The 23,922-nt window shown below is 73.5% G+C and carries 1 protein-coding gene; it reads left to right on the plus strand.

What is annotated here, in order from left to right; all coding sequences use genetic code 11:
* Window positions 1–34 precede the first annotated feature (34 nt).
* Window positions 35–23,869 (plus strand): non-ribosomal peptide synthase/polyketide synthase, encoded by a 23,835-nt coding sequence (locus DKM19_RS52745; RefSeq protein ID WP_305000314.1) that lies wholly within the window; start codon window positions 35–37, stop codon window positions 23,867–23,869.
* Window positions 23,870–23,922: the final 53 nt, after the last annotated feature.

Raw genomic sequence — 23,922 nt, forward strand, 5'->3', positions numbered from 1 at the left:
CCGGTTCTGCGCAGCTTGGGAGGCTCGGTCACCTGTGTCCGCTATTGAAGATGTGACGGCGTACTGGGGTCGACGACTCGCTCCGCTTCCGCAGGAGACGGCCCTCCCGGTCGACTTCCCGTACCCGTTGCTGCCCGCCGAGGATCTGGAGACGCGCAGCCGCACACTCGCCGTCGCCGCGCCCGAGGCGTCCCTGCTCGCCGCATACGTCGCGCTGTTGCACCGCTACGGCGGGGTGAATGACGTCTGCGTCGGGTACGAGGGGCTACCGGTGCGGGTCGAGCTGAGCGGCGACACGAGCTTCGGTGAGCTGGTACGACGCGTGACCGACGCCTGCGAGGAGGCGCGGGCGCACCGGATGCCGCTGTCCGCGCTTGTGGACGGGCTGCGGCCGGAACCCACGCGCGGCGGCGGGCTGTTCTTCAACACGGGCTTCAGCACGAACACTGGCACAGGCACCGGTACCGACACGGACACGGACACCGGTACCGACACGGACACCGGCACCGGCACCGGCACCGGCACGGACACGGACACCGGCACCGGCACGGACACGGACACCGGCACCGGCACGGACACGAACACCGGCACCGGCACCGGCACGGACACCGGCTTTGGAACAGGCACCGGTTTCAGCGGGGGGACCGGCGCCGACGGCGGGGCGGGGGAGACCGCGGGACCGCTGGACATGGCGCTGGAGGTCTCGGCGGGAGAGGCGCGGATGCGTTACCGCCCCGACCTGTTCGAGGCCGCGACCGTCGATCGGCTGCTGGGCCACTACGCGACGCTGCTGGCCGACGGCCTGGCCAGACCGGACGCCCCCGTCGGTGAGCTGGAGCTGCTGAGCGGCGAGGAACGGCACCGGATTCTCGTCGGGTGGAACGACACCGACCACCTCGTCCCGCTGCGCACCTGGCCGGAGATGTTCGCCGAGCAGGTCCGCCTGCGGCCGGACGCCGTCGCCCTGGTCTTCGAGGACACCCGCCTCACCTACGCCGAGCTGGACGAGCGTGCCAACCGGCTGGCCCACGCGCTGATCGCGCGTGGCGCCGGGGCCGAGCGCGTGGTGGCCCTGGCCCTGCCCCGGTCGGCCGAGCTGATCGTCGCCGAGGTGGCCGTCCTGAAGTCCGGCGCCGCCTACCTGCCGGTCGACACCGACTACCCGGCCGACCGCATCGCCTACATGCTGGCCGACGCCACGCCCGCCTGCCTGGTCACCACCGCCGGCACGGTGGCGGACATCCCCCCGTGCGACGGCATGGAGCCGATGGTCCTCGACGCGCCGGAGACGGCGCTGGAGCTGGCGGCCCGCCCGAGCCACGACCCGGCGGAGACCGACCGGGGACCGCTGTCCATCCTCAACGCGGCATATGTGATCTACACCTCGGGTTCCACCGGCCGCCCCAAGGGCGTCGTGCTCTCCCACGCCGGGGTCGCCAAGCTCGTGGCCACCCAGAGCGAGCGCTTCGGCATCGGGCCGGACAGCCGCGTCCTGCAGTTCGCCTCGCCCAGTTTCGACGTGGCCTTCTGGGACCTGTGCCTCGGCCTGCTCTCCGGTGGACGCCTCGTTGTCGTACCGGCCGAACGCCGGGTGCCCGGCGCGCCGCTCACCGACTACGCGAACGCCAACGGCATCACCTTCATGATCCTGCCCCCGGCCCTGCTCGCCGCCATGCCGGACGACGTCCACCTGCCGCCCGCCGCCACCCTGCTGGCCGGTACGGAACGCGTCTCGCCCGAGCTGGTCGGCCGCTATGCGCGCGGCCGGATGATGTTCAACGCCTACGGGCCGACCGAGGCGACCACCAACTCCACCCTCGGCCTGTGCGACCCCGACATCCCGTCCGGTTCCATCGTGCCCATCGGCGTCCCCGACCCGGGCACGCGGGCCTACGTACTCGACGGCCGCCTGCGACCCGTCCCCGCGGGGGTCTCGGGCGAGCTGTACCTCGGCGGCGAGGGGCTGGCACGCGGCTACCTCGGACGGCCTGACCTGACCGCCGAGCGGTTCGTCGCCGACCCCTTCGGAGCGGCGGGGCAGCGGCTGTACCGCACAGGCGACCTGGTGCGCTGGAAGCCCGACGGGCGGCTGGAGTATCTCGGCCGCGTCGACTCGCAGGTGAAGATCCGCGGATTCCGGATCGAGCCCGGTGAGATCGAGTCCGTACTGCGGGGGCACCCGGCCGTGGACCAGGTCGCGGTCGTGGTCCGCGAGGACCGGCCCGGCGACCGGCGGCTGGCCGCCTACGTCGTCCCGTCGCTCGAAGCCGAGGCCGGCCACGACGAGACCGAGCAGGTGGAGGAGTGGAAGGACCTCCACGAGTTGCTCTACTCCGCCGCCGGCTCCGAGGGTTTCCAGGAGAACTTCGCGGGCTGGAACAGCATGTACGACGGTCTGCCCATCCCGGTCGCGGAGATGCGGGAGTGGAGGGACGCCACGATCGGCCGCATCGAGGAGCTGCGGCCGCGCCGGGTGATGGAGATCGGCGTCGGCAGCGGGCTCATCCTCTCCCGCGTCGCACCCGGCTGCGAGACCTACTGGGGCACGGACCTCTCCGAGGAGGCGGTACGGGCACTGCGCGTCCAGGTCGACGCGGTGCCGGAGCCGGCCGGCCGAGTGGAACTGCGCGCCCAGCCCGCGCACGACGTCACCGGACTTCCCACGGGCTTCTTCGACACCGTGATCGTCAACTCCGTCGCCCAGTACTTCCCGAGCGCCGAGTATCTGGCGGACGTGCTGCGCAAGGCCGGGACGCTCCTGGCCCCCGGTGGCAGCCTCTTCGTCGGCGACGTACGGAACCTGCGCCTGCTGCGCTGCCTGCGAGCCGCCGTCGAGACCCGGCGTGGCGCCGACCCCGAGGACAAGCAGGCCCTGCTGGCGGCCGTCGAGCGGACCGTGGCCTGGGAGGGCGAGCTGCTGCTCGACCCCGACTTCTTCGGAACGCTGGAGGATTTCGAGGCCGACATCCGCATCAAGCGGGGCGCCCACCACAACGAGCTGACCCGGTACCGCTACGACGTGGTGCTGCGGAAGCGGCCCGCCGTCACACCGGGCGTCCCCGCCACCTCCGATGCCGTCCCACCGGCTGATCTCGCCGCATCGGGCACCGCCGCGATGCCGGGCGCCCCCGCCGCACAGGATGTCGCCACGCCGGGTGCTGTCACGCCGGACGTCGCCGACGTGGCGGACGGAGACGGGGCGTCGGTTCTGGCCGGCGCGGAGGAGATCCGCTGGGACGACCTCGGCAGCCTCGACGCACTCGACGCCCGCCTGGCCGCCCGGCCCGTCCGGCTCCGGATCACCGGCCTCCCCAACGCCCGGCTCACCGAGGACCTCACCGCGCTGTACGCCCTTGAGGACAGCAGCCGCCCCGCCGCCCCGGCGGACGACACCGATCCCGAGACCCTGCACGCCCTCGCCGCCCGGCACGGCTACCGCGTGGCCACCACCTGGAACGGCCACGCCGACGACGGCGGCCTCGACGCGGTCTTCGCCTCCGGGGACACGCCCCTCGGCGTCCTCTACCGCCCGGCCGGCACCTTCCCGCACGCCAACCGGCCCGTGCCGTTCCGGGACGTCACCGCCCTGATGAAGACCCTGCGCTCCTACGGGGCCGAGTGGCTCCCCGACTACATGGTCCCCTCGGCGTTCGTCCCCCTCGACCGGCTTCCTGTCACCCCGAGCGGCAAGCTGGACGGCGCCGCGCTCCCGGTCCCCGACTACGCCGCCCTCAGCTCCGGCCGCGCTCCGCGCGACGTCCGTGAGGAGCTGCTCTGCGCGCTGTACGCGGAGGCGCTGGGCCTGCGGTCGGTCTCGATCGACGACGACTTCTTCGCCCTCGGCGGCGACAGCATCATCGCCATCCAGCTGCTCATCCGCGTCCGCGGGGCGGGACTGCAGCTCACCGCCCGGGACATCTTCCGGCACCGTACGGTCGCCGCACTGGCCCCGATCGCGGTGGACCGTACGGGCACCGGGCACGCCGGGCACGCCGTAAACACAGCAGACCCGGGGAACACCGGGCACGCCGGGAACACCGGGAACATCGGGCACGCCGGAAACACAGCAGACCCGGGGCAGACCGGGAACGCAGCGCGCGCGGGAAGAACGGCCAGCGACACCCCGCTCGTCGAGGTGACCGCGGCCGAGCTCGCGGAGATCCAGGGCGATCACCCGGTCACCGTCGAGGATCTGCTGCCGCTCAGCCCGCTCCAGGAGGGCTTCTTCTTCCACTCCCTCGTGGACGGCTCGGACGGCGACGCCTATGTCGTCCAGCAGGTCATCGAGCTGGCCGGCCCGGTCGACGGCGAGGCACTGCGCCGCGCCGCCCAGAACCTGCTGGACCGGCACGCCCCGCTGCGCGCCTGCTTCCGCCAGCTCCCGGACGGCAGGCCCGTCCAGATCGTCGCCGGGCGTCTGGAGGTGCCCTGGCACGAGGTGGACCTGTCCACGCGGGACGCCGAGGCGCAGCCCTCGCTCGTCGACGCCGTCACGGCCGGCGAGCGCGCCCGCCGGTTCGACCTGGCCAGGCCGCCGCTGGTGCGGTGCGCGCTGGTGCGGCTCGGGCACGACCGCAGCCTGCTGGTGCTGACGTTCCATCACATCGTGGCGGACGGCTGGTCGCTGCCGGTGCTGCACCGCGAGCTGATGGCCTCCTACGGGGCCGCCCCCGCGGCGCTGCCCGAGGTGGCCCCCTACCGCGAATACCTGCGCCGCCTGTCGGCGGCGGACCGCGACGCCGCCCGCGCGGCCTGGCGGGCCGCGCTCGCCGGGCTCGACGAGCCGACCCGTCTGGTCGACGTCCCGGCGGACGGCTCGCCGCTCAGGTCCGAGCAGGTCCGCGTCGAGCTGTCCGAACGGGTCACCGCCCGGCTCGCGGCCCGCGCGAGGGAGCACGGGGTCACCCTCGGCGCGGTCGTCCAGAGCGCCTGGGGCCTGCTCCTCGGACGGCTGACCGGCCGTCAGGACGTGGTCTTCGGCACCACCGTCTCCGGTCGTGACGCCGAGGTCGACGGCATCGAGTCCATGGTCGGCCTGTTCATCAACACCCTGCCGACCCGTTTCCGATGGGAGCCCGCCGACACCCTGGCCGGCCTGGTGGGCCGGCTCCAGGACGAGCAGGCCGGTCTCCTGGACCACCAGCACCTCGGTCTCGCCGAACTCCAGCGCATCGCCGGCCTCGCGGGCGGCGGCGAGCTCTTCGACACTCTCGTCGTCTTCGAGAACTACCCGTCCGGCACCGGCCTCAGCGACCCCTCCGGCACGGTCCGGATCACGGGTCACGAGTTCCACGACGCCGTCCACTACCCGCTCGCCCTGATCGTCAAGCCGGGCCGCCGGCTCGACCTGCGCCTGAAGCACCACGTCCGGCGGCTGGACGGCGAGGCCGTCCGGCGGATCGCGGACCGGCTGACCCGGATCCTCCGGGCACTGGCCGCCGACCCCGGGCAGATCGTCGCCGACGTCGAGCTGCTGTCGGACGAGGAACGGGCGCGAGCCCTGCCGGAGGGGGAGAGCCGGCACGTCCCCGAGACCACCCTGGCCGCCGCCTTCGAGGCCCAGGTGCTCCGTACCCCGCGGGCCACGGCGGTCGTCTACGACGGCGAGAGCCTCACCTACGAGGAGCTGGACGCGCGCGCCGAGGAGCTGGCCGTCCGCCTGCGCGCACGGGGCGCCGGTCCTGAACGGGTCGTCGCGGTCGCCGTGCCGCGCTCGGCGGAACTGATGGTGGCGCTGCTCGGCGTGCTGAAGTCCGGCGCCGCCTACCTGCCGGTCGACGTGGACTACCCGGCCGACCGCATCGCGTACATGCTCACCGACTCCGGCGCGAGGACGGTCGTGACGACCGCCGCCACGGCCCCACGGCTGCCCGAGGCCGACGGCCTCACCCCACTCATCCTCGACGCCCCGGCCACCGGCGACGGGAGCGGGGACCCCGTCCCGATGGCCGCGGGGCCGGATGATCCGGCGTACCTGATCTACACCTCCGGCTCGACCGGCCGTCCCAAGGGCGTCGTCGTCACCCACCGCGCCATCGTCAACCGGCTGGCGTGGATGCAGGGTGCGTACGGGCTGCGCGCCGACGACCGGGTGCTGCAGAAGACGCCGTCCAGCTTCGACGTGAGCGTCTGGGAGTTCTTCTGGGCACTGTGCGAGGGCGCCGCGGTGGTGCTGGCCAAGCCCGACGGGCACCGCGACCCGTCCTACCTGGCCGCGCTCATCCGCGAGCAGCGCATCACCACGATGCATTTTGTGCCGTCGATGCTCGAAGCCTTCCTGGGGGCCGACGAGATCACCGATGATCCGTCCTGGGCCGTCAGCCTGCGCCGCGTCTTCAGCAGCGGCGAGGCGCTGCCCGGCGCCGCCTCCGCGCGCTGGCGGGCGCTCACCGGGGTGCCGTTGCACAACCTGTACGGGCCCACCGAGGCCGCCGTCGACGTCACCTACCACGCCTACGACGGCTCGGCGGACACCACCGTGCCCATCGGCCGCCCGGTGTGGAACACCGGCCTGCGGGTGCTGGACTCCTGCCTGCGCCCGGTGCCGACCGGCGTGCCCGGCGAGCTGTACCTGACCGGCGTGCAGCTGGCCAGGGGCTACCACGCCCGGCCGGGCCTGACCGCCGAGAGGTTCACGGCCGATCCGTACGGCCCGGCCGGCGGTCGCATGTATCGGACCGGAGACCTGGTGCGCCGCCGCGAGGACGGCGCCGTCGAATACCTGGGCCGCACCGACCGGCAGGTCAAACTGCGCGGCAACCGCATCGAACTCGGCGAGATCGAGGCCGCCCTGACCGGCCGGCCCTCCGTCGCCCAGGCGGCGGTCGACATCCACGGGTCGATGCTCGTGGCATACATCGTCCCCACGCGAAACCGGCAGATCCCGCTCGACGTTCCGATCCACGACCGGCGGGACTCGCCCGACGTCCCCGTGCGGAACGGGCAGGGCTCGCTCGACTCTCCTGCCCATGACCGGCAGGATCCGATCGCGGTCTCCGGAGGGAACGGGCAGGGCTCCGGCCGCGACGCGCAGGACTCGTTCGATGTGGCCGCGCTGCGGGCCGCCCTCGCCGACGCGCTGCCCGCGCCCATGGTGCCCGAGGCGTACGTGGTGCTCGACGCCCTGCCGCTCACTCCCAGCGGCAAGCTCGACCGCAACGCGCTGCCCGCCCCGCAGGTGGTGCGTGCCGAGGCGCGCGCCCCGCGTGACGAGCGCGAACGCGCCCTCACCGAGATCTTCGCGGCCGTGCTGAGGCTTGACGAGGTCGGCGTCGACGACGACTTCTTCATGCTCGGCGGCGACAGCATCACCTCGATCGGCGTCTCCAGCCGCGCCCGCAGGGCGGGCCTGGAGCTGAACCCCCGCGACGTCTTCGAACACCGCACCCCCGCAGGCCTGGCGGTGGCCGCGACGGTGGCCTCCACGACGGCGACCGCGACCGAACCCCGCGACCCGGGCGTCGCCTTCGCGCTGACCGACGAGGAGACCGAGCGCGTGCGCCGCCTCGGCGGCTCCGTGGAGGACATCTGGCCGCTGGCGCCCCTCCAGGAAGGACTGTTCTTTCACTCGACGTACGACGACGGCGCCCTGGACGTCTACACGGTCCACGAGTCCTTCGACGTCGCCGTCCGCCTCGACGCCGGACGCCTGCGCACCGCCACCAGGGCACTGCTGGCCCGTAACCCCAGCCTGCGCGCCGGGTTCACCAGCGACGGCCTGCGCCAGCCGGTGCAGTTCATCGTCGGCGACCCCGAGATACCGCTCGAAGAGGTCGACCTGTCCGCTCTGCCCGCCGCCGCGCAGGACGTCCGGCTGCGCGAGCTGATGGACGAGGAGCGGACCCGCAGGTTCGACCTGTCCCGGCCGCTGCTCTTCCGGATGCTGCTGATCCGCCTCGGCGAGGCCCGCGGCGACCGGCTCGTCATCGGACGGCACCTGCTGCTCTGGGACGGCTGGTCCGCCTGGCTCTTCCTCGACCAGCTCTTCGCGCTGTACGAGAACGACGGCGACGGACGCGGACTGCCGGATCCCGGTTCCTACCGCGACTACCTGACCTGGCTGGAGGCCCAGGACACCGAGGTCGCCACCCGTGCCTGGCGTGCCGCCCTCGGCGGACTGGACGAGCCCACCCTGCTCGCCGCCGGCCAGGGGCTGGAGCCGGTCATCCCGGAGAGCCTGGACGCCGACCTCCCCGCAGACCTGGGCGACCGGCTGCGCGACGCCACCCGCCGGCACGGCCTGACCCTCAACACGGTGTTCAACACCGCCTGGGGCCTGGCACTGGCCAGCGCCACCGGCCGCACCGACGTCGTCTTCGGCACCACGGTCGCGGGCCGGCCGAGCGAGGTGCCGGACGTCGAGAACGTCATCGGCATGTTCCTCAACACCGTCCCCGCCCGCATCGCCTTCAGGGCGGAAGAGCCGGTGCTGGAGCTGCTGCGGCGCGTCCAGGGCGAGCGCCTGGCCCTGATGCCGTACGAGTATCTGGGCCTGGGCGTGCTACAGGCCGAGACCGGCCACCGGCAGCTGTTCGACACCCTCTTCGTGCTGCGCAACAGCGACACCGAGGAGCGGCTCGCGGAGCTCTCCGACAGGTACGGCGCCACCGCCGTCGCCAACGTCGACGCCACCCACTATCCCGTCAACCTCATCGTGACGCCGGGGGAGCGGATCCGGGTCACCCTCGCCCACCGGCCCGACGTCATCGCCCGCCCGCGAGCCCAGGCCCTGCTGGACCGCTTCACCCTGCTCCTGGAGCGGCTGGTCGACGACCTGGACGCGCCCGCCGGCCGTCTCGACCCGCTGCTGCCCGCCGAGCGCGTCGCGCTGGAGCGGGAGTGGGCCGCGGGTCGCGTGCCCGTCCCTCGGGAGACCGTCGCGGACCTGCTCGCCGCCCAGGCCGCCCGCACCCCCGAGGCGACCGCGCTCGTCTTCGGCGACGCAAGCGTCACCTACGCCGACCTGGACGCCCGGATCAACCGCATGGCCAGGCTGCTGCTCGCCCGGGGCGCGGCACCGGAGAAGATCGTCGCGCTCGGCCTGCCGCGCTCCATCGACATGGTCGTCGCGCTCTTCGCCGTGCTGCGCACCGGTGCCGCCTACCTGCCGCTGGAACTGGACTACCCGGACGACCGGCTCACGATGATGCTCGCCGACGCCCGGCCGGCGCTGCTGCTCTGCACCGCCGCGGTCTCGGCGCGGCTGCAGGGCGGCGCTTCCAGCGCTTCCAGTGCTTCAGGCGGTTCCGGTGCTCCCGAAGGTTCCGGTGCTCCCGGGGGGTCCGGTGCTTCCGTCGTGTCCGGCGTTCCCGGTGCGTTCGGAATCGCCGGTGACTCCGATGCCCTCCGTGCTCCCGGCGGCCCCGCCGGTCCTGACAACTCCGGCGCACCGGACGTCCCGCGCGTCTCGCTCGACGATCCGGCGACGGCGGAGGAGCTGGCCCGGCTCTCCGGCGACCCGGTCACCGAGGCCGACCGTCCCCTCTTCAGCCTGGAACACCCGGCGTACGTCATCTACACCTCCGGATCCACCGGGCGTCCCAAGGGCGTCGTCACGCCGTACCGCGGCCTGACCAACATGCAGCTCAACCACCAGAAGGAGATCTTCGCCCCGGCCATCGCCTCCGCCGGAGGCCGGCGGCTGCGCGTCGCGCACACGGTCTCCTTCGCCTTCGACATGTCGTGGGAGGAGCTGCTCTGGCTGGTCGAGGGGCACGAGGTGCACGTCTGCGACGAGGAGCTGCGGCGCGACGCCGAGGCCCTGGTCGCGTACTGCGAGACCCACCGCATCGACGTCGTCAACGTCACCCCCACCTACGCCCACCTGCTGATCGAGGAAGGGCTGCTCGAAGGCCACCGCCCGCCCCTGGTGCTGCTCGGCGGCGAGGCGGTGTCGGAGACGGTCTGGAGCCGGCTCCGTGACACCGAGGGCACCTACGGCTACAACCTCTACGGTCCCACCGAGTACACGATCAACACCCTCGGCGGCGGTACGGACGACAGCCCCACCTCCACCGTCGGCCGCCCCATCCGCGGCACCCGCGCCCACATCCTGGACGCCTGGCTGCGCCCGGTCCCCGACGGGGTCCCCGGCGAGCTGTACATCGCCGGCATCGGCCTCGCCCGCGGCTACCTCGACCGGCCGGGCCTGACCGCCGAACGGTTCGTCGCCGACCCCTACGGCGAGTCGGGCGAGCGCATGTACCGTACCGGCGACCTGGTGCGCCGCCGCGCCGACGGCAACCTGGACTTCCTCGGCCGCACCGACGACCAGGTCAAGATCCGGGGCTACCGGGTGGAACTGGGCGAGATCGAGACCGTGCTCGCCGGGCACCCCCAGGTCGCCCAGGCCGCCGTCATCGCGCGCGACGACCCGTCGGCCCCCGGCACCCAGCGCCTCGTCGGCTACGTCGTGCCCGCCGAACTCACCGGCGAGGAGCGGGAGTCCGCCGAACGGGAGCGGATCGACGAGTGGCAGGAGATCTACTCCGACGAGTACGAGCAGATCAGCACCGCCGTCTTCACCGAGGACTTCGCGGGCTGGGACAGCAGCTACGACGGGCGGCCCATCCCGCTCGAGCACATGCGCGAATGGCGCGAGCAGACCGTCGCCCGCATCCGGGAGCTGCGCCCGCGCCGGATCCTGGAGATCGGCGTCGGCTCCGGCCTGCTGCTGTCGCGCCTGGCGCCCGAGGCGGAGGCGTACTGGGCGACGGACTTCGCCGCACCCGTGATCCGCAAGATCGGCGAGGACCTACGTCGTGACCCCGAGCTGGCCGCCAAGGTCGAGCTGCGCTGCCGGCCCGCCCACGTGACCGAGGGGCTGCCCACCGGCTACTTCGACACGATCGTCATCAACTCCGTCATCCAGTACTTCCCGAGCGTCGACCACCTGACCGAGGTCATCCGGGGCGCCATGGGGCTGCTCGCGCCCGGCGGCGCCCTGTTCGTCGGCGACGTGCGGAACCTGCGGCAGGCCCGCGCCTTCCACACCGGCATCCAGCTCACCCGCGCGGGGGAGGACGCCGATCCCGAGCACGTCCGCCGGGCCGTCGAGCGGAACCTCGCGCTGGAGAAGGAACTCCTCGTCGACCCCGACTACTTCACCACCCTGGGCTTCGGCGTCGACCTGCGCACCAAGCGCGGACACCACCACAACGAGCTGACCCGCTACCGCTACGACGCCGTGCTCTACCACGGTGAGGCCGACGTCCGGCTCGGAGACGAGCCGGTGCTGGACTGGGCCGACGGGCGGATCCGGTCCGGCGAGCCGGTGCCGGGACGGATCGCCGGGGCGATGCCGCAGTCAGCCGGCGGGCCGGTGCCGGAGTCAGTCGATGAGCCGGTGCCGGGAGGGGCTGCCGGGCCGGTGCCGGAGCCGGCCGACGGGCCGATGCCGGAAGGGACCGACGAGCCGGTGTGGGCCGGCGGGCTCGCCCGCCACCTGCGCGAGAGGCGGCCGGAGCGGTTGCGGGTGACCGGTGTCCCCGACGCCCGTGCCGCCAGCGAGCGCGGAGCCGCGACGACCGGGGGAGTGGAGCCCGAGGCGCTGCACGAGCTCGGGGCGAGGGAGGGCTACCGGCTCCTCACCACCTGGTCGCGCGAGCCGGGCCGCTACGACGCCGTCTTCGTACGGGGAGAGTTCCGGGTCACCGCGGGCCTCTACCCGCCGGGCGGCGGCGCGGCCCCGTACGCCAACACCCCGACGGCGACGCGCGGCACGAGCGGTCTCATCCGGCGGCTCCGGGAGGACCTGCGGCAGCAGCTGCCCGACTACATGGTTCCGGCCTCCTTCGTCACCCTCGACCGGCTGCCCATGAACGACAACGGCAAGCTCGACGTGCGGGCGCTGCCCGACGCCGAACCGCCGGTGCCGCTCGCCGGAGGACGCGGGCCGCAGACCGCCCAGGAGGAGGTGCTCTGCCGTCTCTTCGCCGAGGTCCTGGTCCTGCCGAAGGTCGGCGCCGAGGACAACTTCTTCGACCTCGGCGGCCACTCGCTGCTCGCCACCCGGCTCATCAGCCGGGCCCGTACGGAACTGGGCGCCGAACTCGCCATCCGCGACCTGTTCGAGGCCCCGACGCCCGCCCTGCTGGCCGGCCGTGCCGACGCCGGCCGGCCTGCCCGGGCGGCCGTCACGCCAGCGGCGGAACGCCCCGAGCGCATCCCTGTCTCCCCGGCGCAGCGGCGGCTGTGGCTGGCCGAACGGCTCAGCGGTGGCGACGCCTACCACTTCCCGCTGGTCTTCCGGCTGCGAGGAGCGCTGGACACCGTCGCGCTCCACCGGGCGCTGTGCGACGTTGCGGACCGTCACGAGGCGCTGCGCACCGTCTTCGCCGAACACGAGGGCGAGCCGTACCAGCTGGTCGTGCCCATCGGCGGGGCCGAGCCGTACTTCACCGTCGAGGACTGCCCGCCGGAGGAGCTGGACGCCCGGATCGGCGCCGCAGTCGGCCGCCCGTTCGACCTGGGAACCGAACTCCCGCTGCGGGCCGAGGTGCTCCGGGTGGCCCCGGACGACCACACGGTGGCGATCGTGCTGCACCACATCACCACCGACGAGTGGTCCGACCGGCCCTTCCTCGCCGACCTGGACACCGCCTACCTGGCACGTCGCGAGGGCGGGGCGCCGCGGTGGGCGCCGCTGCCGGTGCAGTACGCCGACTACACCCTCTGGCAGCAGCGGCTCCTCGGCGATCCGGCCGACCCCGGTAGCGAGGGCGCGCGGCAGCTCGCCTTCTGGACCGGGGCGCTGACCGGCCTGCCGGAGGAGATCCCGCTGCCGCTCGACCGGACCCGTCCCGCCGAACCGACCGGTCGCGCCGGCACGGTGCGCACGGAGCTGCCCACCGAGACCGCCCAGGCCCTGCGCGCCCTGTGCGCCGAGACCGGTACCAGCATGTTCATGCTGCTTCACGCGGCGGTCGCCACCCTGCTGCACCGGATGGGGTCGGGCACCGACATCCCGCTGGGCGCCCCGATCGCCGGGCGCACCGACAGCGCCCTGGACGATCTGGTCGGTTTTTTCGTCAACACGCTGGTGCTGCGCACCGACCTGTCCGGCGACCCGACGTTCACCGAACTGCTGAACCGGGTCAGAGACGCCGACCTGGCCGTCTTCGAGCACCAGGACATGCCCTTCGAACGGATCGTGGAGGCGGTCAACCCGCCGCGCGAGCCGGGCCGCAACCCGCTGTTCCAGGTCATGATGGGCTACCACTACCACCCCGACGGCGACCCGCAGGTCCTGGACCTGCCCACCAAGTGGTGGCCGACCCGGATCGAGACCGCCAAGTTCGACCTGGACTTCACCTTCGTCGACCACGCCGGCGAGAACCGCGTCACCCTGCTGCTGGAGTACGCCGAGGACCTCGCCGACCGGGGAACGGCCCAGGCACTGGCCGACCGCACCGTGGCACTGCTGGGCCGGCTGGCCGCCGATCCGGGCCGGCCGATCAGCCGGATGCCCGTACTGACCGAGCAGGAGCGCGAGGCGTCCCTGGGTGCGTGGAACGACACCGCGCGACCGGTGGAACGGCGCACGGTCCCCGAGCTGTTCGCCGACGCCGCCCGGAGGAGGGGCGAGCAGGTCGCGCTGGTCGCCGACGGCCGCCGGACGACCTTCGACGAGCTGTCCGCCGAGGTCGACCGCATCGCCGGGTTGCTGCTGCGTCGCGGATTGGGCGCCGAGAGCGTGGTCGGGCTGGCCCTTCCCCGGGCCGAGATGGTGCCGGCGATCCTCGGGGTGCTCACCGCGGGCGCCGCCTACCTCCCGCTCGACCCCGGTTATCCGGCCGAACGACTGGAGTACATGCTCGACGACGCGGCACCGGTGTGCGTGCTCACCACCTCGGCCATCGCCCCGGGGCTTCCCGCCGGGCGGACCGACCTGCTGCTGCTCGACGATCCGCGGACCCTCTCGGAGCGGGCGAGTCACTCCCGGGGAGCGGCTGCCGCCGACGACGGCGTCGACGCGCGGTTCGTCGTGGAGCGGGCGGGCCACTCCGGTGACCGTCTACCTGTTCCCGGTATTCACGCGCTGCCGTCCTCGTCGACCCCCGGCACCGGTACGTCGCCGTCATTCCCCGACGCTCACGCCCTGCCGTCAGCGTCCGTTTCGAGCACTCGCGTGCTGCCGTCCTCCGTCGCGTACGTCATCTACACCTCCGGGTCCACCGGCAGGCCCAAGGGCGTGCTCGGCACCCACGGCGGCCTGAGCAACCTGTTCGGCTCGAACCGCGAGGACCTCATCGAACCGGCCCGCCGGGCCGCCGGCCGCGAGACGCTGCGCGCGGTGCACGCCGCGTCGTTCAGCTTCGACGGCTCCTGGGAGCCGATGCTCTGGCTGCTGGCCGGCCACGAGCTGCACGTCGTCGACGAGACCACCATGACCGACCCGGCCGCCCTGCTGGCCTACCTGGCGGACGAACACATCGACTACGTCGACGTCACCCCCACCTACCTGCAGGAAATGGTTCACCACGGCTTCCTCGACCCCGGCCGCTCCCGCCCCGGAGTCATCGTGGTGGGCGGCGAGGCCACCCCCGCCTCGCTCTGGAACCGGCTGTGCGCGCTGCCCGGCACGGTGGTCCACGACATGTACGGACCGACCGAGTCCGCCGTCGACGCCTACGGCTGGCACAGCGCCGGCCGGCACGACGGAGACCGGCATGAGGGCGGCGGGTACGACGGAGACCCGCAGGAGAGTGGGAGGCACGACGCAGGTCGGCATGAGAACGGTCGGCGTGACGGAGAGCGGCACGACGGCCCCGCCCAGGGCGCCGGCCGTACGGGGCCCTGGGCGGCGCCGGTGGCCAACACCCGCGCCCACGTGCTGGACGCCACGCTGCAGCCGGTCCCGGTCGGCGTGCCCGGCGAGCTCTACGTGGCCGGTGAGGGCATGGCCCGCGGATACCTCGGTCGTTCGGGGCTGACCGCCGAGCGGTTCGTCGCCGACCCGTTCGGGACGCCGGGCAGTCGCATGTACCGGACCGGCGACCTGGTGCGACGCCGCGCCGACGGCACCCTCGCCTTCCTCGGCCGGGCCGACGACCAGGTGAAACTGCGCGGCTTCCGGATCGAGCTCGGCGAGATCGAGGCGGTGCTGAGCACGCACCCCGACGTGGCGCAGGCCGCCGTGGCGATCCGTGAGGACGTCCCCGGCGCGCGGCGACTGGTGGCCTACGTGGTCCCGTCGTCCGGCTCCCACCCGGGAGCTCATTCCGGCTCCCGCTCTGGCGCTCATCCCGGCGTTCACTCAGGCGCTCATTCCAGCCCGGGCATCGACCCCGCGAAGCTGCGGGCGCACCTCGCCGCCGCGCTGCCCGAGCACATGGTCCCGGCGGCCTTCGTACAGCTCCAGACCCTGCCGAGGTCGATCAGCGGAAAGCTGGACCGCCGCGCGCTGCCCTCTCCGGATCCGGGGGCCGTCACCGCCGGGCGGCGCCCCCGCGACGCCCGCGAGGAGATCCTGTGCGAGCTGTTCGCCGCCGTGCTGGGGGTGGACCGGGTGGGCGTCGACGACGACTTCTTCGCCCTCGGCGGCCACTCCCTGCTGGCGATGCGGCTGATCAGCCGCATCCGTACGGCGCTGGGCGCCGAGATCACCCTTCGCGCGATCTTCGAGGCCCCCACCGTCGCCCGGCTCGCCGAGCGGCTGCGGGAAGAGCGGGAGGAGGAGACGGGCGGCATGCCCGTACTCGCCCCCGCCGTCCGGCCGGAGCTCCTGCCGCTGTCCTTCGCCCAGCAGCGGCTGTGGGTCCTGTACCGGCTGGAGGGCCCGAGTCCCGTCTACAACATCCCGATGGCCTGGCGGCTGTCGGGCCCGTTGAACCCGGAGGCGCTGGGGGCCGCCGTGCGGGATCTGGCGATCCGGCACGAGAGCCTGCGCACGGTCTTCCCCGAACGGGACGGACACCCCCACCAGCTCGTCCTCGACCCCGACGCGGTCCGCGTCGTCACCCGCACCGAACAGGTCACGGAGGACGAGCTCCCCGGACGGCTGGCGGAGGCGGCAGGGCAGGGCTTCGAGCTCGACCGCGAACCGCCGCTGCGGGCCCGGGTGTTCCGGGTGGCGCCGCAGGAGCACGTGCTGCTGCTGGTGGTCCACCACATCGCCGGTGACGAGTGGTCGGACCGGCCCCTGTGGGACGATCTCGCCACCGCCTACCGGGCCCGCATCGAAGGCGGAGCGCCGCGGTGGGCGCCGCTGCCGGTCCAGTACGCCGACTACACCCTCTGGCACAGTGACATGCTCGGCGACGCCGACGACCCCGGTAGCCCGCAGGCGCGCCAGCTCGCCTTCTGGCAGCGGGCCCTGGCGGGGCTGCCCGAGGAGCTGTCGCTCCCGGCGGACCGGCCGCGTCCCCAGGAGAGCAGCCACCGCGGCGGGGCGGTCGGGCTGACGCTCGACCCCGAGCTGGAGCGCGGCCTGCGCGGGCTCGCCCGCGACCAGGGCGTCAGCATGTTCATGGTGGCCCAGGCGGCCGTGGCCGCGCTGCTGCACCGGCTGGGAGCGGGGGAGGACATCCCCCTCGGCGCGCCGATCTCTGGACGCGTCGACGAGAGCCTGGAGGACCTGGTCGGGTTCTTCGTCAACTCCCTCGTGCTGCGCACCGACCTGTCCGGCGCGCCCACCTTCGGCGAGCTGCTGGCACGGGTGCGCGAGACCGACCTGGCCGCCTACGAGCACCAGGACCTGCCGTTCGAGCGGCTGGTGGAGGCGATCAACCCCACCCGCTCGCTGGCCAGGCACCCGCTGTTCCAGGTGATGGTCGTCTATCTGACCGGCCAGGGCACGGCCCCCGACCTCCCGGAGCTGTCCGCGCGGCCGGAACCGCTCGATCAGGAGACCGCGAAGTTCGACCTGAGCTTCGACTTCGTCGAGCGGGGAGACGGAAACGGCATCCAGGGCTGGATCGAGTACAGCGCCGACCTGTTCGACCACGACACGGTCGAGCAGATCGCGCGGCGGCTGGTGCGGCTGCTGCGCCAGGTCGTCGCCGACCCCGGCCGCCCGGTGCGTGAGCTGGAGGTGCTGGACGAGCGGGAGCGCGAGCTGGTCGTCGGCGAGTGGAACGACACCGCGCGAGCGGTGGAGCCGACCACCCTGCCGGAGCTGTTCCGCGCCCAGGTGGCACGGACGCCGGACGCGCTCGCCCTGGTCTTCACCGGCGAGCGCCTGACCTACGCGGAGCTGGACTCCCGCGTCGAACGCGCAGCACGGGCGCTGGCCGGGATGGGCGCCGGCCCCGAACGCACGGTGGCGGTGGCGCTGCCGCGCTCGGTGGAACTGGTGGTCGCCCTGCTGGCGGTGCACCGTACGGGCGCGGCGTACCTGCCGCTGGACGCGGACTACCCGAAGGAACGCGTCGCGTTCATGCTCGAGGAGGCCCGCCCAGTATGCGTGCTGCGGGACGAGCTGCCCGACGGCCCGCCCGGAGAGCTGCCCGCATCGTACGACCCCCGGCACCCGGCGTACGTGATCTACACCTCCGGATCCACCGGCCGCCCCAAGGGCGTGGTGGTGCCGCACGAGGGCATCGTCAACCGCCTGCTGTGGATGCAGGACGCCTACGGCCTGACCGCCGAGGACCGGGTGCTGCAGAAGACGCCGTCCAGCTTCGACGTGTCGGTGTGGGAGTTCTTCTGGCCGCTGGTCACCGGGGCGGCGCTGGTGGTGGCCAGGCCGGAGGGCCACAGGGACCCGGCGTACCTGGCCGGGCTGATCCAGGACGAGCGGATCACCACGGTGCACTTCGTGCCGTCGATGCTGCGGGCGTTCCTGCTGGAGCCGGGCGCCGCGCGGTGTGAGGGGCTGCGCCGGGTGATGTGCAGCGGCGAGGCGCTGCCCGCCGACCTCGCCTCCCGCTTCCACTCCGTGCTCGGCGCCGAGCTGCACAACCTGTACGGGCCGACCGAGGCGTCCGTCGACGTGACCGCGATCCAGGTCCTGCCGGGCGCACCGGTCGTCCCGATCGGACGGCCGGTGTGGAACACCAGGACGTACGTGCTGGACGACGCGCTGCGCCCGGTGCCGCCGGGCGTGGCCGGAGAGCTGTACCTCGCGGGGGTCCAGCTCGCCCGGGGTTACCTGGACCGCCCCGGCCTGACCGCCGAACGGTTCGTCGCCGACCCGTACGGCGCGTCCGGCACGCGCATGTACCGCACCGGTGACCTGGTGCGGTGGAGCCGTGACGGGTCGCTGGAGTTCCTCGGCCGGGCCGACGACCAGGTCAAGGTCAGGGGCTTCCGGATCGAGCTGGGCGAGATCGAGGCGGTGCTGTCCCGCCACGAGGCGGTGGCGCACGCCACGGTGGTCGTCCGCGAGGAACGGCTGCTCGCCTACGTCGTCCCGGCCCCCGGCCGAGAGGCCCCCGGGTCCGCGACCCTGCGCGACCACGCCCGCGCCGCGCTGCCCGAGCACATGGTCCCGGCGGCCTTCGTCACCCTGGACGCCGTCCCCCTCACCCCGAACGGCAAGCTCGACCGCAGGGCCCTGCCGGCGTTCGACTTCGCGGCCGAGGTGACCGATACCCTCCCGCGCACCCCGCGCGAGGAACTGCTGTGCGAGCTGTTCGCCGCCGTCCTCGGCCTCGAGCGCGTCGGCGTCGAGGACAACTTCTTCACCCTCGGCGGTGACAGCATCGTCGCCATGCAGCTGGTCAGCCGGGTACGGGCGGCCGGGCTGGTGATCAGTCCCCGGGACGTCTTCCGGCACCGGACGGTCGCCGCGCTGGCCGCCGTCGCCGGGGTGCAGGCCGCCGCCGACGGTACGGCCGTGCCCGCAGGCGGTGTTTCCTTCGTGGACGCCGTGGACGCCGCGCTCGTCACGCTCACCGACGACGAGCGCGCCGAGGTGCCGGCCGGGGACGCCGCCGAGATCCTGCCGCTGACGCCGCTCCAGGCGGGCCTGCTGTTCCACGCCTCGTTCGACTCCGGCTCCGACGGACCGGACGTCTACACGGTCCAGGTGTCGTACGACCTCGACGGCCCGCTCGACGCCGCCCGGCTGCGCGAGGCCGGGCAGGCCCTGCTCGACCGGCACGCCAACCTGCGCGCCGGCTTCCGATACCTGTCCTCCGGCCGCCCGGTGGCCGTCATACCGCATGCGGTCGCCCTGCCCTGGCGCCAGGTGGACCTCTCGGAGCTGGACGAGGAGGCCCGCGAAGCCCGGTGGACCCGCTGTCTCGCCCAGGAACGGCGCCGCTTCACGCCGTCCGAGCCGCCGCTGCTGCGACTGATGCTGGCCCGCCTCGGTTCCGGCCGGCACCGCCTGGTGCTGTCCCACCAGCATCTGCTGCTGGACGGCTGGTCGGTGTCACAGCTGATGCGCGAGCTGTCCGAGCTCTACGCCCGGGGGGCGAGTCCCTCCGGATCGCACGCCCGTGGGGAGGTCTCCTCTGATCTGCACGCCCGTGGAGCGGGCTCTTCCGGATCGCACACCCGTGGGGCGGACGTCTCCGAGCCGCGCGCCCTTGAGGCGGACTCTTCCGGGTTGCACGTCCACGGGGCGGACGCCTCCGGGTCGCACGCCCCGGCGACGGATCCCTCCGGTCCGCCGGCCCCGTACCGGGACTTCCTCGCCTGGCTCGCACGGCAGGACGCCGACGCCTCGGCCGCCGCCTGGGCCGAGGCCCTGGACGGCCTGGACGAGCCCACCCACCTGGTGCCCGCCGATCCGAACCGGACCCCGATCGTGCCCGAGGCGCTCACCACGCACCTGACCCGGGAGCTGACCGAGGCGCTGACGGCTCTCGCCCGATCCCGCGGCCTGACCGTCAACACCCTGGTCCAGGGCGCCTGGAGCATCCTGCTGTCGCGGCTCACCGGCCGCGACGACGTGGTCTTCGGCGCGACCGTCTCCGGGCGGCCCCCGGAGCTGGACGGCGTCGAGTCGATGATCGGCCTGTTCATCAACACGGTTCCGGTCCGGGTCCGCGTCGCCGACGACGAGCCCCTGTCGGTGTTCCTCGACCGTCTCCAGGACGAGCAGTCCCGGCTCATCGTCCACCAGCACCACGGCCTGGCCGACATCCAGCGCCGGGCCGGGCTGGGCGAGCTCTTCGACACGCTCATCGTGTTCGAGTCCTACCCCGACGCCGGGGGCCCCGCCCTCGGGGCCGGTGACGGCCTGCGCACCGCCGTACGCGACCACCAGGACTCGACCCACTACCCGTTCGCCTGGGCGGTCGAGCCCGCCGACCGCCTCGCCCTGACCGCCGAGTACCGGCCCGACCTGTTCGACCGTGCGACGGCCGAGCGGATGACCGCCTCGATGGTCCGGCTCTTCGAGGTGATGACGGCCGACGCCGAACAGCTCCTCGGCCGGGTCGACATCCTCGGCTCCGCCGACCGCCGCACCATCCTCGCGACCTGGAACGACACCGCGCTCCCCGTGGCGCCCGGCGCGCCCGCCACCGTCCCGGCGATCTTCGAGGCCCAGGCGGCCGCCACCCCGGACGCGGTCGCCGTCGTCTCGGGCACGGTCACCTGGACCTTCGCCGAGCTCAACGAGCGCGCCAACCGGCTCGCACGCCTGCTCGCCGAGCACGGCGCGGGACCGGAGCGGATCGTCGTCCTGTCACTGCCGCGCTCGGCGGACCACCTGCTCGCGATCCTCGCCGTGCTGAAGTCGGGCGCGGCCTACCTGCCCATCGACGCGGACCTGCCCGCCGAGCGGGTGCTCGACATGCTCGACGACGCCCGGCCCCGGCTGATCCTGACCAGTGCGGAGCTCGCGGACGCCCTGCCGGACAGCGGCGTGCCGAAGCTACGGCTCGACACGCCCGAGACCGCCGGACGGCTCGCCGTCCAACCCGGGAGCGACCTCGTCACCGCCCCGGATCCGCGGCACCCGGCGTACGTCATCTACACCTCCGGATCCACCGGCCGCCCCAAGGGTGTGGTGGTCTGCCACAGCAGCGTCGTCAACCTCTTCCACAGCCACCGCCGGACGCTCCACGACCCGGCCAAGCACGCCACCGGCCGCCGCCACCTGCGCGTCGGCCACGCCTGGTCGTTCTCCTTCGACGCGTCGTGGCAGCCGCAGCTGTGGCTGCTGGACGGGCACGCGCTGCACATCCTGGACGACGAGACGCGTCGCGACCCCGAGCTGACGGTCGCGGCCATCCGCGAGCAGCGGCTGGACTTCATCGAGGTCACGCCCTCGTTCTTCGCGCAGATGGCCGACGTCGGCCTGATCGAGGACGGCGAGTGCCCGCTCGCCGTGGTCGGCGTCGGCGGCGAGGCGGTGCCGGACTCGCTCTGGAGCGACCTGGCCGGACTGCGCTCCACCGAGGCGTTCAACCTCTACGGCCCCACGGAGGCCACCGTGGACGCCCTGGTCGCCCGGGTCCGCGACAGCGAGTCCCCGCTGGTCGGCCGCCCGGTCGGCAACACCCGCGCCTACGTGCTCGACGCCGCCCTGCGGCCCGTTCCGCCGGGTGTCACCGGTGAGCTGTACCTCGCCGGCGCGGGCCTGGCCCGTGGTTACCTCGGCCGCCCGGGCCTGTCCGCCGAGCGGTTCGTCGCCGACCCGTTCGGGCACCTGTCCGGTGAGGCGGGCGCTCGCATGTACCGCACCGGCGACCTGGCCCGCTGGAACGCCGACGGGCGGCTGGAGTACGGCGGGCGCGCCGACGACCAGGTGAAGATCCGCGGTTACCGCATCGAGCTGGCCGAGATCGAGGCCGTACTCGACCGGCACGAGTCCGTCTCCCAGGTCGTGGTCGTCGCCCGCGAGGACCGGCCCAGGGTCAGGCAGCTGGTCGCCTACGTGGTCCCGTCCGAGGAGACCGCTTCTCCTCTCCTGACCGGGAACGGGTCTCCGGACCCGGCCGACGGCACCGGCCTCCCGGACCCGGCCGAGAATGGATCTCCAGACTTGGCCGGGGGAACAGGCTCCCCGGATCCGGCCGCTCTGCGGGCGTCCGTGGCGGCGGCCCTGCCGGACTACATGGTCCCGGCGGCGGTGGTGGTCCTGGAGAGGCTGCCGCTGCTGTCCAACGGCAAGCTCAACCGCAGGGCGCTCCCGGTGCCGGACTTCACGTCCGCCGGCGGACGCAAGCCCGCGGGCGACGTCGAACGTGCCCTCTCCGCGGTCGTCGCCGAGGTGCTCGGCGTGTCCGAGGCCGGCGCCGACGACGATTTCTTCGCCCTCGGCGGTGACAGCATCGTCGCGATGCAGCTGGTCAGCCGGGCCCGCGCGGCGGGCCTGAGGATCACCCCGCGCGAGGTCTTCCAGCACCGCACGGTCGCTGCCCTGGCCGCCGTCGCCGTCACGCTGGGCTCGGACGCCGGAAGCAGGGCGCACGAGGGTACGGGCACGGTCCCGCTGACCCCGATCATGCACGCCCTGCGGGAGCGTGGCGGCCCGCTCCGGGGCTACCACCAGGCGGCACTCCTGCAGACCCCCGCGGCTCTGGACGAGGCCGGACTCAGGTCCGTGCTCCAGGCCGTGGCGGACCGGCACGACATGTTGCGGGCCCGCCTGGAGCGGACCCGTACCGAACCCTCCTCCGGCGGGGACGGCGCCGAGCGGTGGTCGCTGCGGGTGCCCGCCCCGGGCGCGGTGGACGTGGCGTCCTGGCTCGTCCGGGTCGACACGTCCGTACTTGGTACGACAACCGATGCGGTGGCCAACAAGACGGCCGATGCGACGACCGGCGGAGCAGACGACAAGGCGGCTGAGGATGAGGAGACGACCGGCGGGGCAGGCGACAAGGCGGCCGAGGAGACGGCGCTTCGCGCGGTCATCGCCGAGCATGCTCGCGCGGCCCGGTCCCGCCTCGATCCGGAGACGGGTGACATGGTGCGGGCGGTCTGGTTCGACGCGGGCCGCGACCGTCCGGGACGGCTGCTCCTGATGATCCACCACCTGGCGGTGGACGGCGTGTCCTGGCGCATCCTGCTGCCCGACCTCGCCGCCGCCTGGCAGGACGTCCTGGCCGGCGGGCCGGTGGAGCCGGCGCCGGTCGGGCTGTCGTTCCGCCGCTGGTCGGAACTGCTCGGCGAGTGGGCCACGGACCCTGTTCGCGAGGACGAGCTGCCGCTCTGGACCTCGATCCTCTCCGGCGGTGACCCGCTCCCCATGGCGCGGGGCCTCGACCCGGAGCGGGATGTGGTCGCCACCTCGCGGCAGCTGTCCCTCACCCTGCCCGCGGACCGTACGGCGCCGCTGCTCAGCCGGGTGCCCACCGCCTTCGGCGCGACCGTCAACGACGTGTTGCTGACCGCTCTGGCGCTGGCCGTCGCCGACTGGCGTCGCCGGGCGGATGTGGCGAGCCCCGGCAACTCGGTGCTGGTGGACCTGGAGGGCCACGGCCGCCAGGAGGAGCTGGCGGGCAACGCGGACCTGTCGCGCACGGTCGGCTGGTTCACCAGCGTCGTCCCGGTCCGCCTGGACCCGGGCGCCGTGGACCTGGCGGACGCGTTCGCCGGGGGGCCCGCGCTCGACGAGGCGCTGGCCCGGATCGGGGAGCATCTGGCCGCCCTGCCGGAGGCGGGCATCGGCCACGGCCTGCTGCGGCACCTGAACCCGGTGACCGGGCCGGAGCTGGCCCGCCACGGGGAGCCACAGATCCAGTTCAACTACCTCGGCCGCTTCGGCCTCCCCGAGGCGACCGACTGGTCGTGGGCGGCCGAATCCGAGGCGGCGGATCTCGGTGACGATCCGGAGACGCCCATGTCCCACGCCCTGACCGTCAACGCCCTGACCGAGGATCGGACAGGAGGCCCGGAGTTCGTCGCCTCCTGGTCCTACGCCTCCGGGGTGCTGACCGAGGGGGCCGTCCAGGATCTTGCCGAGACCTGGTTCCGCGTGCTGCGGGCCCTGGTGGACCGCGCCGAGGCGCTGGAGGCCGACCGCTAGACCACGCCGACCACCGGACCGACATATTTAGATATAGCTAGATCAACTTGAGT

Origin of the sequence: Streptosporangium sp. 'caverna', assembly GCF_003203775.1 — a bacterium.
GTDB lineage: Bacteria > Actinomycetota > Actinomycetes > Streptosporangiales > Streptosporangiaceae > Streptosporangium > Streptosporangium subroseum.